Here is a 12,366-nt window from a genome sequence, read left to right as displayed (position 1 = left end):
CGTTCCTTGCGAGCCCCGATGGAACCTGCCCTGAAACAGCGCCTGTGGGGCGCCGTGATCCTGGTCGCGCTGGCGGTGATCTTCCTGCCGATGCTGATCCAAGGGCCGGCACCCGACAGCGGCGTATCGGACGTGCCGCTGACCATGCCCGATGCGCCCGCAGGCCAGTACGAAACCCGCGAGTTGCCGCTGGTGACGCCCGGCGAGGCGCCCGAAGGCGGCGCTGTCGGTTTGACGACGACCACCCCCCATCCCGATGCCGCCGATCCGGCGACGCCAGCCGCGCCTGGCAGCGCAGCCTCGACGGCCCAGTCGGCTGCTGCCGAATCCGTCAGCAAGCCCGTGCCGCTGGGCGCCGACGGCGTGTCCGAGCCTGCCGCGCTGCCCGCGGAAACCACATCGGCTCCCGCCGCAGCGCAGCTGCCTGCGCCTTCGGCCAGCGGCGATTACGCCGTGAACCTGGGCAGCTTCGCCAGCGCCGCCAACGCCGAAGGCGTGGTACGCGCGCTCAAGCAGTCGCAACTGCCCGGTTATAGCGAGCCGTCCACGGTCAACGGCCGCAGCGGCTATCGCGTCCGCGTCGGGCCTTATGCCACCCGCGCCGATGCCGAGGCCGCGCGCCTGCGCGCGCAACAGTCGCGCGGCGACCTGCGCGGCAGCGTGGTCGTCCTGGACGCCGAACCCTTGGCAAGCAAGCCTTCGCCCCCATCTACGGTGCAGCCTGCAGCGGCCAAGCCGGTCGCGAGCGCGCCTGCGCCGGCCGCCGCGGGCACCGGATACGCGGTCCAATTGGGCGCGTTCAGCAAGGCGGCCGAAGCCAATGCCATGCGCGACCGCCTGCGTGCGGCCGGCTTCAGCGCCTTCGTCGAACAGGTCAATACCGACAAGGGCATGCTGTCGCGCGTCCGCGTCGGGCCGGTAGTCGGCCGCGGCGAGGCCGACCAGCTCAAATCGCAAGTGAAAGCCAAAACCGGTATGGACGGCATCGTCCGCCCGCATCCTTAATCGTCATTCGGCAGTGGCGGCGCGTCGGCGCCGCGGAGAAACGGAACATGTGCGGCATCGTCGGTATCGTCGGGACCAGTGAAGTCGCCGCTGCGCTTTACGACGGCTTGACCGTGCTCCAGCACCGCGGCCAGGACGCCGCCGGCATCGCCACCGCCGACGGCTCGCACCTGCGCGTGCACAAGGGCAACGGACTGGTGCGCGACGTGTTCGACGCCAAGGCCATGCGCCTGCTCGAAGGCCGCGTCGGCATCGCCCATTGCCGTTATCCGACCGCCGGCAGCGAAGGCCTGGACGAGGCGCAGCCGTTCTACGTCAACTCGCCCTACGGCATCGCGCTGGCGCACAACGGCAACCTGGTCAATACCGACGCGCTGCGGCGCGAGGTGTTCGAGCAGGACCGCCGAAACGTCAATACCGAATCCGATTCGGAAGTGCTGTTGAACGTGTTCGCGCACGAGTTGGACACGCAGAAGGCGCTGACGCCCGAATCGGTCTTCAAGGCCATCGAAGGCGTCAATCGCCGCGCCAAGGGCGGTTACGCCGTGGTCGCGACCGTGCTCGGCCTGGGCCTGGTCGGGTTCCGCGATCCGCACGGCATCCGTCCGCTCGTGCTGGGCAAGCGCAATACGGAGAACGGGACCGAATACGCCATCGCCTCCGAATCGGTGGCGCTGGACATCCTCGGTTTCGAGCGCATGCGCGATGTCGCCCCGGGCGAAGCCGTGGTGGTCACCGCGCGCGGAGAATTGCACACGCGGATCTGCGCCGAGAATCCGCAGCACACGCCGTGCATCTTCGAATACGTCTATTTCGCGCGGCCCGACTCGATGATGGACGAGATCTCCGTGCACAAGGCGCGCATGCGCATGGGCGTGACCCTGGGCGAGAAGATCCTGCGCGAGCGGCCCGACCACGACATCGACGTGGTGATCCCGATCCCGGACACCTCGCGCGACGCGGCGCTGGAAATCTCCAACCTGCTGAACGTGAAGTACCGCGAGGGCTTCATCAAGAACCGCTACGTCGGCCGCACCTTCATCATGCCGGGGCAGGGCGAGCGCGCCAAATCGGTCAAGCGCAAGCTCAACCCGATCCCGCTGGAATTCCGCAACCGCGTCGTGCTGCTGGTCGACGATTCCATCGTCCGCGGCACCACGTCGAAACAGATCGTGCAGATGGCGCGCGATGCCGGCGCGCGCAAGGTGTATCTGGCTTCCGCGGCGCCGCCGGTGCGCTATCCGAACATCTACGGCATCGACATGCCCTCGTCGGAAGAACTGGTGGCGCACGGCCGCAGCGAGAAGGAAATCGAAGAACTGCTCGGCTGCGATTGGTTGATCTACCAGGACTTGTCGGATCTGGAATCCGCGGTCGCCGGGCCCAAGTTCCCGGGGCGCAAGTTCGACAGTTCCTGCTTCAGCGGCGAGTACGTGACCGGCATCGAGCCGGGGTATTTCGAGCGGATCCAGCAGTTGCGCTCGGACGAGGCGAAGAAGAAGCGGCGGGTCGCCTCGTAACTTCCATTTCCTTCATCCCAGCGAAAGCTGGGATCCCTTTTGCTTCTTTGCTTTGCTTTAGCCGTCATCCCCGCGAAGGCGGGGATCCAGCGACTTTGCACTTGATGAAACCAAGATCAAAATGGGCCCCAGCTTTCGCTGGGATGACGGGATAGGGAAGTGGCGCCCATTTTTGAGGTTGCAGCTGAATGCCTGGATTCGGCGACATGCGAAAGCAAGGCCGCCGCGACCTTCGCTGCGGCAGCTTCTTTCGCTAACGGGGAATTGGCGATTCCGGCGGATTCCCCCTCGCCGAACCCGATATGCATGCCCGGCCGCCCGCCGAAACCGGCGCTGGTGCACCCTCGCGACCTCCCCAAACGTGGCCTGGGCACGCCCGAAGGCCGCGCCGCGTTCATCCACGCCATCGCGCATATCGAATTCAACGCCATCGATCTGGCCTGGGACGCGGTCTACCGTTTCCGAGGCATGCCGCAAGCGTACTACGCCGACTGGGTAAGCGTGGCCAACGACGAAGCGCGCCATTTCGTCATGCTGCGCGATCGCTTGCGGCAACTCGGCTACGACTACGGCGATTTCGATGCCCACAACGGGCTGTGGGAAATGGCGGAGAAGACCGCCCACGACGGCCTGGCGCGGATGGCGCTGGTGCCGCGGGTGCTGGAAGCGCGCGGTCTGGACGTGACGCCTGGCATGATCGTCAAGCTGCGCGCGCTCGGCGACGATGCGACCGTCGCCATCCTGGAAACGATCCTGCGCGAGGAAGTCGCGCACGTCGCCGCAGGCTCGCGCTGGTTCCGCTGGTTCTGCGAGCGCGCCGGCGTCGAGCCTGAAACGCGCTTCCGCGAATTGCTGGCCGAGTACGCGCGCGGCGTGCTGCGTGCGCCGTTCAATATCGAAGCGCGCAGCGCGGCAGGTTTCGGCGAGGATGAGCTGAAGGCCCTGCAGCAACTTTCCGGCTGACCGTTGTGTCGGCTTCGCAGAGCGGAGCTTGCTCCGCTGCTCTCGCTTTCGTAGGTGCGAATTTATTCGCACGCTTTTCCGGGCATGAATCAAGAGCGTGCGAATAAATTCGCACCTACAAAAAAGCAGCGGGCCAGCTCAGCTCTAAAAAGCTAGGGCGCTCAACGCGGCGCCCGCGGCATCGACCCGCAACACCGATCCTTGCGTATACCAATCGCCGAGCACGATGCGGCGATACGGTTTTCCTGCGATGTCGAGCTCATGCACCGCCGGCCGATGCGTATGCCCATGGATCAGCGTGTCGATGCCGTAGCGCGCGAACGTGTCGGCGACGGTGCGCGGCGAGACATCGGTGATCGTTTCCATCGTGCCCGCGTCGCGCAGTTCGCCCTGGCGCGCCTTGCTTGCGGCGCGCGCCTGTTCGGCGAATGCGAGCCGCGCGGCCAAAGGCTGCGCCATGAACTGCGCCTGCCAGGCCGGATCGCGCGTCTGCGCGCGGAATTGCTGATAGGCGGTGTCGTCGGTGCAGAGCAGATCGCCGTGCATCAGCAGGGTAGGGCGGCCGTACAGCATGATCACGGCCGGATCGGGCAGGATCGCCATGCCGGCGCGGCGCGCGTAGCCGTCGCCGATCAGGAAATCGCGGTTGCCGCGGATGAAGCTCGCCGGCACGCCGCTTTCGACGAGCGCCGCGAGCTTATCGGCGACGAAAGTGCCGGCCTCCGAAGGGTCGTCGTCGCCGACCCAGGCCTCGAACAGGTCGCCCAGGATGTACAGCGCGTCGGCTTGGCGGGCTTCGCCGTCGACGAATTCGCCGAAGAGTCGGGCGATGTCTGGGCGCGCGGGGTCGAGGTGAAGGTCGGAAATGAACAGAGTGGTCATCTGTCCATTGTAGGGCGGAGCTTGCGCCGCTGCTTTCGCTCTTGTGGGAGCGGCTTTAGCCGCGAGCTTTCTTCCTGCATGTCGCTGCGATCCGTGGAAAGCTCGCGGCCAAAGCCGCTCCCACAAGAGCACCAGCTCGGGCCGGGTCCGGTAAAATGGGCGCAATCCGCACTTCTGGCCTCTGCATGACCTGCCGCACCCGCTTCGCCCCCAGCCCCACCGGCTACCTGCACATCGGCGGCGCGCGCACCGCGCTGTATTGCTGGTTGGAAGCGCGCCGCCGCGGCGGGCAGTTCATCCTGCGCATCGAGGACACCGACCGCGAGCGCAGCACGCAGGCGGCGATCGATGCGATCCTGCAGGCAATGGACTGGCTGGGCCTGGATTACGACGAAGGCCCCATCTACCAGACCCAGCGTCTGGACCGTTACCGCGAAGTGGCCGAGCAGCTGGTCGCTTCCGGCCACGCCTATTACGCCTACGAGACCAAGGAAGAGCTCGAAGCGATGCGCGAGAAAGCGATGGCCGCGGGCGAGAAGCCGCGCTACAACGGCGCTTATCGCGACCGAAACGAACCGTATCGGGAGGATCCGAACCGCGTGATCCGCTTCAAGAACCCGGTCGGCGGCACCGTCGCGTTCGAGGACAAGGTCAAGGGCCGCATCGAGTGGAGCAACGACGAGCTCGACGACCTGGTGATCTTCCGTTCCGACGGCTATCCCACGTACAACTTCGCGGTGGTAGTCGACGATCTGGACATGAAGATCACCGACGTCGTGCGCGGCGACGACCACGTCAACAACACGCCGCGCCAGGTCAACATCTATCAGGCGCTCGGCGCGCCGGTGCCGTATTTCGCGCACCTGCCGATGATCCTCGACCCGGAAGGCGCCAAGCTGTCCAAGCGCACCGGCGCGGCGGATGTGATGCAATATCGCGACGAGGGCTATCTGCCGCATGCGCTGCTGAATTACCTGGTGCGGCTGGGCTGGTCGCACGGCGATCAGGAAATCTTCTCGATCGATGAGATGACCGCGCTGTTCAAACTGGAAGACGTCAATTCCAAGGCTTCGCGCCTGGATCCGGCCAAGCTCGGCTGGCTCAACCAGCAATACCTGAAGAACGACGATCCGAACGACGTCGCCAGGCATCTGGAATGGCATCTGCGCAACGAAGGCTACGACCTGGCGCAAGGCCCGGCGCCGGCCGATGTCGTTGTCGCGCTTCGCGACCGCGTGCAGACGCTGAAGGAAATGGCGGCGCGCGCGGCGGTCTGGTACCGGCCGCTGGAGCAGTACGACGATGCCGCCGTCGCCAAGCACCTCACGTCGGCCGCGACCACGGCGCTGGCCGATGCGCGCGATCGCCTGTCGAAACTGCCGGCCTGGACCGCCGAAGCCGTCGGCGCCGCTTTGCACGCGACCGCCGAGGCGTTGGGCGTCGGCATGGGCAAGATCGCGCAACCGTTGCGCGTGGCCATCACCGGCACCCAGGTCAGCCCCGATATTTCGCACACGGTTTATCTGGCCGGGCAGGCCGAGGCGGTGAAACGCATCGACGCGGCCCTGAAACGCATCGTCCCGGCCGCCGGAACGGCTTGAGTCCGGGCGTCGACGCCACCATTATTCCGATATGGCCAGCCACGCCTGCATCGATCCCAAGCATCACGTCCACGACGCCTCCGGCTTCGTGCACGCGGTCGAGCGCGCCTGCCACGAGCGCGGGCTGCGCCTGACGCCGATCCGCGCGCGCGTGCTGGGCCTGATAGCCGACGGCGGAAAGCCGCTGAAAGCCTACGACCTGCTCGAACAGGTCCGCAGCGGCGAAGGCGCCGGCGCCGCCGCGCCGCCTACCGTGTATCGGGCATTGGATTTCCTGTTGGCCAACGGCTTCATCCACAAGCTGGAATCGGTCAACGCCTTCGTCGCCTGCCATCATCCGAACACGGCGCAGCATTCGGTGCCGTTCCTGATTTGCGACCAATGCCACAACGCGGTGGAACTGGAAGACGAACACGTCGTCGCCCAGCTCGACGAGCGCGCCCGTGCGCTGGGCTTCATGCCGCAGGCGCAAACGCTGGAAGTGCACGGCTTGTGCGCCGATTGCGCCCGCGCCGCCTGAAACCCGGCTTTTCGTAGGAGCGGCTTCAGCCGCGAGCTCTTTCCATCAGATCGCGGAATCTTGAAAGAAAGAGCTCGCGGCTGAAGCCGCTCCTACGAAAAGCTATGCCGTTGCGACGGCGCTGCGCACGATCCGCGTCTCGCGTATCGGCAGGTTCGCCACCGCCGCCAGCAGCGCCAGCACCATGTCGGCGTACCACATCCAGGTGTAGTCGCCGAAGCGCTCGATCACCAGGCCGCCGACCCAAGCGCCGAAGAAGCCGCCGATCTGGTGCGAGAACAGCGTCAGCCCGAACAGCGTGCCCAGGTAACGCGGCCCGAACAGCTTGCCGACCAGGCCCGCGGTCGGCGGCACCGTCGCCAGCCAGGTCAGGCCCAGGCCCGCGGCGAACACGTAGAACACGACCGGCGTCGGCGGCGACACGAGGTAGATCGCGATCATCGCCGCACGGCTGGCGTACATCAGCGCCAGCAGCGACTTCATCCGGTAGCGCTGGCCGAGCCAACCGGCGGCGAGGCTGCCGCCGACGTTGAACAGGCCGATCAGCGCGAGCGCCGTGGCCGATACGCCTTCGGACAATCCGCATAGCGCGATCTCGCTGGGCAAGTGCGTCACCAGGAAAGCGATGTGCACGCCGCAGGTGAAGAAACCCAGATGCAGCAGCCAATAGCTGCGGTCGCGCGCAGCGACGCGCAGTTGCTCGCGCAATCCGATGTGGCTTGCGTCCGTGGCAGCGGCGGCCGCTGCAGCGGGCGAGGGCGGTGCCTTGCGCGAGCGCAACGGCCATGCCAGCGGCAGCGTGGCGAGCGCGGAGACCGCCAGCGCCCACATGCCGGCCGCCCAGCCTGCGGCGCTGATCACCGCTTGCGCGAACGGCGCGAACAGGAACTGGCCGAAGGAGCCGCCGGCATTGATTACGCCGGCCGCCATCGAACGTTTCTCCGCGGGAATGCGCTGCGCGGTGGCGCCGATGAGTATCGAGAAACTGCCCGCGCCTGCGCCGGCTGCGCCAAGCAGGCCCAACGTGACCAGCAGACCCCACGACGAAGCGAACGCCGGCGTCAGCGCCATGCCCGCAGCCAGCAGGACGCCGCCGGCGACAAGCACGCGTCCGGAACCGCGCTGGTCGGCCAGCGCGCCGAACACGGGCTGTACGGCGCCCCAGACGAACTGGCCTACGGCCAGCGCGAAACTGATGTCGACGATGCTGAGCCCGGTGCTCTCGCCGATCGGTTTCACGAACAGCCCGAGCGATTGGCGCACGCCCATGGTGATCATCAGCATGGCGCCGGCGGCCAGCACCAGCGGCCAGACGGAGGCGCTGCGTTGTATCGACGCGTTCATCGTGCGTCTCCGGATTGCAGCCGGCGCAGGGCGGAATCGAGCTGCGCATGGAGTCTTTGCGTGCCTGCGCTGCCGATCAGGCCTTCGATCTCGTCCTGCGCCTCGCGCCACAACGGTTTGGCCTTGGCGATCGCGCGCCGGCCGGCGGCGGTGACCTTGATCACGCGCCGCCGCGCATCCTCGCCGGCCGCGATATCCACCCAGCCGGCCGCGGCGAGCGGTTTCAGGTCGCGGGTGAGGGTGGTGCGGTCCATGCCCATTTCCCGCGCCAGTTCGCCGATGGCGCGCGGTTCGATGCCGGCGCGGCGCAGCAGCGAGTACTGGTTGATGTTCAGGCCGGCGGCCGCGAGCGCGCGGTCGTAGCGCTGCGTCATCAGCCGGGTCAGCTTGCGCATGCGGAAGCAAGTGCAGGGGGTCGGGGCGAGGGTAGGTTGGGGCATGTTCCAGGCCAGCCGCAGGTTATATGTGCATATACACCTATATAGCATGAACCACAAGAACTGCCGGAACGGCGTTCGCTTTTCGTAAGAGCGGCTTTAGCCGCGAGCTCTTAACTGACCGCGGGCGTCTCCCAAGAGCTCGCGGCTAAAGCCGCTCCTACGAAGAGCCGCATCCAAAAAAAGAAACCGGGCGAAGCCCGGCTCGTGAATCCATCAAGAGGTCCGCGACGACATCCGGACGCGCATGAGGTCGCGCCCGGATGCCGCCGCGGTGGGGGAAGGTCAGAAGAAGATGCGTACTCCCGCGCCGACATTGCGTCCGGGCAGCGGGGCCACATCCTTGAGGAACGATGTATGCGCCCGCGCCTCCTTGTCCAGCAGGTTGCTGCCGTCGACGAACACTTCCCAGGCGTTGCCGCCCGAGGTGTCGCCATGCCAGGCCAAATGCGCGTCGACCAGCGTATAACCGGGCGTCTCGCTCTCGAATTGCGCGACGCGATCCTGTTCGGCGTAACGCACCGCGCCCAGCGACGCGCGCAGCGGTCCGCGTTCCCAGCGCAGCTCGCCGCCGACTCGCCAAGGCGCGATGCGCGGCAGGTTGCCGCCCCGCGCCAGTTCGATGCTGTAATCGTGCGTGTGGTCGCCGTGCGGCACCGAGAAGTCGACCGGGCGGGTGCCGCTGCCGGTCAATTCTGCGCGGACGACGTCGCCGAAGATGCGCAGGTTCCAGCTGCCGCTGCCGTTCTCGGCGAAATTCCAGTCGGCCTCGCCTTCGGCGCCGTTGAAACGCGCATCGTCCTGCGTCCACAGGCGCACCGGGCCGTCGTGTTCTTCCACGCCGGTGTCGGCCAGGTAGATGAAATCGTCGTAGCGCACGTGGTACAGCGACGCGCCCAACTTCAGCGCGCCCAGATGCCAATGCAGGCCCAGTTCGGCGCGGTTGGCGGTTTCCGCATCCAGGCCGGGCTGGCCGAGTTCGACGCTGCCGGTGGCCACGTGCAGGCCGTTGGAATAGAGCTCTTCGGCGGTCGGCGAGCGCTGTGCGCGATCCAGGCCGAACGACAGGTGGAACGCGTCGCTGATGTCCCATTTCAATGCCGCCGACACGCTGGTGGTGTCGAAATCCCGGTCCGGGCCGATGGCGGTGCTCTCGTCGATATCGATCTTGTTCTGGTCGTGGCGCGCGCCGAGTTCGAGCTTCACGTCGCCGAACTGCCGCTGGCCGATCCAGAACAGGCCGGCGTCGCGCGACTTAGAAGCGGGCACGAAGGCTTCGTCGCCGATCGCCTTGAAATCGCGCTGCGCCCACTGCAGGCCGAAGGCGCCTTCGAAACCGCCGAACGGCTGGTGCACCAATTCGACGCGGCCTTCGGTGCTGTCGTTGTCGAACACGGTGCCGACTTCTTCGCCTTCGAATTCGGTATGCGTGTACTCGGTGCGCGCCACCCGGGCGCGCAGCGATTTGAACGGGCCGATATCGTTCAGGCCCGCGCGCGCTTCGGCGCGGCGCTGGTCCATGACGATGTGCACCGGTCCTTCTTCTTCGTGTGCTTCTTCGCCTTCTTCGCCCTCGTGTTCCTCGCCGTGTTCGTGCGAATGGCCGGGCACGCCGTAGCGCGTGGAATACAGGCTGTAGCCGCCGCCGAAGAAGCCGCGTTCGCCGACCCAGGACACGCCCAGCGCGGCGCTGTCGGTGCGCACGGCGCTATTGGACAGGATGCCGCGCGTAGACGGATCCGGAGTTTCGCCTTCCTCCGCCAGCTGCCGCGCGCTCTCGGCGAAACCGGGGATCTCGTAGTCGTCGGTCTCGCGGTGCAGGCCGTCGAAATGGAACACCAGGCCGTTGCCGGTGCCGCCGTCGAGGCGGAGCATGCCGGTGCGGCCGTCGTTGACGCTGTCCGCACGCAGCTCGGCGCGGCCTTGGAACGGCTCGTCGGGCGCCGATTCGGGCACGCGGCCGTCGACCACATTGACCGCGCCGCCGATCGCGCCGCTGCCGTAGAGCAAGGTCGCCGGTCCCTTCAGCACTTCGATCTGGTCGGCCAGGAACGGTTCGAGCGTGACCGCGTGGTCGACGCTGACCGTGGACACGTCGCCCGAACCGAGGCCGTCGCTCAGCACCTGCACGCGGGCGCCGTCGAAACCGCGGATGATGGGACGGCCGACGCCGGGCCCGAAATACGAGGACTGCACGCCCGGCAGCTTGCTCACCGTCTCGCCGAGCGAATTGGCCTTGGCTTCGTCCAGCTTCTCGCCCGCCAGCACTTCGACCGGTCGCGCCAGGCTTTCGGCAGTGTCGGCCAGCGGGGTGGCCTTCACCTCGACCGCATCCAGGGTCTTGGGCTCGGTGTGGCGCGGATCGGTCTGGTCGATGGGGTCGGCGGCCCAGGCCAGGGCGGAGGTCAGGCTCAGGGCCAGGAAGAGCGGGGTGCGGCGCAACAAAGAGTTGGTCATCATGCAGGTCGGTGGATGGGCCAGGATTGAGATGTTATAATGTTCCAAAATCGGCCGCATCCCACAAAAGTCATGTCCAGCACGCCATCCGCCCTGCACCGAGCCGACCGGTTCGGTTTCGCCGCCTCATTCCTCTGCGCGATCCATTGCGCGCTGTTGCCGATCCTGGTCGCGCTATTGCCGGCTTTCGGCCTGAATATCGGCGGCTGGATCGACCTGGATCAGGCCTTCGTGATCTTCGCGACGCTGTTGGCCGCCACCACGCTGACTTTGGGTTACCGCCGCCACCGTGTGTTCCGTGCCTGGGCGTTGCTGCTGCCGGCGCTGGCCCTGGTCTGGCTGGCTACGTTCAGTCCGCTGCACCACCACGATCTGACCCATGCCGCGCTGATGACCATCGGCGGTCTGATGCTGGCGGCCGCGCACTTCGTCAATCTGCGCCTCACCCACGCGGCCGCTGCCGCGGCGGAAAGCGCCTGACCGGCGCTACGTGCTAGCATTCGCGGTCCTGCGCGGCTATACCGGCGCACGCGAATTCAACGAAGCACGTCAACAAGATCAGGAGCACTACGATGGGCAAGGGCGACCGCAAGACCGCCAAGGGCAAGCGCTACAACTCCAGCTACGGCAATGCGCGCTCGCACGCCACGGCCAAGGCCTCCGGCGCCAGCGCGTCGCCGGTAGCCAAGAAGGCTGCGACCAAGACGGCTGCCAAGGCGCCGGCCAAGAAGGCCGTGGCCAAAAAGGTTGCCGGCAAGTCCGAATAATCCGGCGCTGGCGACCATAGAAAGCCCCGCATCGCGGGGCTTTTTGCTTTGCAGAGCGGGGCTTTGCCTCGCTGTTGCTCAAAGCCGTCATCCCCGCGAAGGCCGGGATCCATCGCCTTGGCTTGTCTCCCCTCTTTGGAAAAAGAGGGGCCGGAGAAATTTGTTGTTGCTCTGTAGAGCGGAGCTTGCTCCGCTGCCTTTGCTGGTGGGTTTGTCGGCTCTGCCGGCCCTCTGGGCCGGGGTTTCGTCCGCTCAAACCGCGGCCGAGTTACTTTCTTTTTGTGGGGCCCAAAAAGAGAAGTAACCAAAGAAAGGGCCTTTGGAAGGGATCCCGGCGATGGGGTTACCTCGTGTTCTTGGCCACCGTTCGCCGGCCCTCGGGATTCCTCCGTCGCTTCGACATTCAGATTCGGGGCGATCGACCAGAACGCCTCCTTAGCGCAAACCCGCAAAAGCCACGTCACCCATACGCTGCGAATCAAAATCTAGTACCTGCGTAAGAAGGTCACCTGCGACGAAAGCAGGTCCGCTGGCGGACTTTCAGGTGCGACGCATCGCACCGCAGTTCAGGCCCTTTCTTGGGTTACTTTCTTTGGGCCAACAAAGAAAGTGACCCGGGCGCAGCCCGGAAGCCTTTTTCCATGGCGCGAGTCGCAGCGCAAGCCGCCAGGACGCGGGCCTGGATCCCGGCCTTCGCCGGGATGACGGCTTAGGGGCAAGGGCAAGCGCGAGAGCAAGAGCAAGATGGGTCCCAGCGTTCGCTGGGATGACGGCTTAAAAGCAAACGACATAAGAGCGAACGGCTTAAGAGCGAACGGCATAAGAGCGAACGGCTTAAGAGCGAACGGCATAAGAGCGAACGGCATAAGA

General features: G+C 66.2%; 11 protein-coding genes. 7 read left to right on the top strand and 4 right to left on the bottom strand.

Going from position 1 to position 12,366, the window contains the following annotated elements; genetic code table 11:
• The first annotated feature begins 18 nt into the window (after positions 1–18).
• From M2650_RS06615 to M2650_RS06605, 3 genes are all read left to right on the top strand, one after another.
• Positions 19–1,005: an SPOR domain-containing protein gene (locus M2650_RS06615; RefSeq protein ID WP_249472666.1), complete on the top strand. Its 987-nt coding sequence runs from the start codon at positions 19–21 to the stop codon at positions 1,003–1,005.
• Between the two features lie 47 nt (positions 1,006–1,052).
• A complete protein-coding gene (purF, locus tag M2650_RS06610) occupies positions 1,053–2,525 on the top strand; it encodes an amidophosphoribosyltransferase (protein ID WP_249472664.1) in 1,473 nt (490 codons plus the stop codon).
• Between the two features lie 159 nt (positions 2,526–2,684).
• Entirely contained in the window at positions 2,685–3,488 is an 804-nt protein-coding gene (locus M2650_RS06605; protein ID WP_425602505.1) for a ferritin-like domain-containing protein, read from the top strand.
• A gap of 144 nt (positions 3,489–3,632) precedes the next feature.
• On the opposite strand, the gene lpxH is transcribed toward M2650_RS06605, so the two are convergent.
• On the bottom strand, positions 3,633–4,370 hold the full coding sequence (lpxH, locus tag M2650_RS06600; protein ID WP_249472662.1) for a UDP-2,3-diacylglucosamine diphosphatase: 738 nt from the start codon (positions 4,368–4,370) through the stop codon (positions 3,633–3,635).
• A 185-nt stretch (positions 4,371–4,555) separates the two neighbouring features.
• On the opposite strand from lpxH, the gene gltX reads away from it, so the two are divergent.
• Positions 4,556–5,971: a glutamate--tRNA ligase gene (gltX, locus tag M2650_RS06595; protein WP_249472661.1), complete on the top strand. Its 1,416-nt coding sequence runs from the start codon at positions 4,556–4,558 to the stop codon at positions 5,969–5,971.
• Positions 5,972–6,002: 31 nt separating this feature from the next.
• Complete coding sequence (locus M2650_RS06590; RefSeq protein ID WP_249472659.1) at positions 6,003–6,491, top strand: Fur family transcriptional regulator; 489 nt, start codon at positions 6,003–6,005, stop codon at positions 6,489–6,491.
• Positions 6,492–6,593: 102 nt separating this feature from the next.
• On the opposite strand, the gene M2650_RS06585 is transcribed toward M2650_RS06590, so the two are convergent.
• The 3 genes from M2650_RS06585 to M2650_RS06575 all read right to left on the bottom strand — a co-directional run bounded on the left by M2650_RS06585 (position 6,594) and on the right by M2650_RS06575 (position 10,729).
• Entirely contained in the window at positions 6,594–7,835 is a 1,242-nt protein-coding gene (locus M2650_RS06585; RefSeq protein ID WP_249472657.1) for an MFS transporter, read from the bottom strand.
• Entirely contained in the window at positions 7,832–8,230 is a 399-nt protein-coding gene (locus M2650_RS06580) for a MarR family winged helix-turn-helix transcriptional regulator (protein WP_249472655.1), read from the bottom strand. The genes M2650_RS06585 and M2650_RS06580 overlap by 4 nt, the downstream gene beginning before the upstream one ends.
• A 327-nt stretch (positions 8,231–8,557) precedes the next feature.
• Complete coding sequence (locus M2650_RS06575) at positions 8,558–10,729, bottom strand: TonB-dependent receptor (RefSeq protein ID WP_345779843.1); 2,172 nt, start codon at positions 10,727–10,729, stop codon at positions 8,558–8,560.
• Between the two features lie 72 nt (positions 10,730–10,801).
• Between M2650_RS06575 and M2650_RS06570 the strand changes: the two genes are divergently transcribed.
• Positions 10,802–11,209, top strand: coding sequence for a MerC domain-containing protein (locus tag M2650_RS06570; protein WP_249472651.1), 408 nt, complete (start codon positions 10,802–10,804; stop codon positions 11,207–11,209).
• A gap of 92 nt (positions 11,210–11,301) precedes the next feature.
• Complete coding sequence (locus M2650_RS06565) at positions 11,302–11,496, top strand: 30S ribosomal protein THX (RefSeq protein WP_249472650.1); 195 nt, start codon at positions 11,302–11,304, stop codon at positions 11,494–11,496.
• Positions 11,497–12,366 lie beyond the last annotated feature (870 nt).

This window comes from Luteimonas galliterrae (assembly GCF_023374055.1).
Classification (GTDB): domain Bacteria; phylum Pseudomonadota; class Gammaproteobacteria; order Xanthomonadales; family Xanthomonadaceae; genus Luteimonas_C; species Luteimonas_C galliterrae.
Note: the sequence above shows the minus strand (reverse complement) of the source record. Positions and strands in the feature narration are given on the sequence as shown.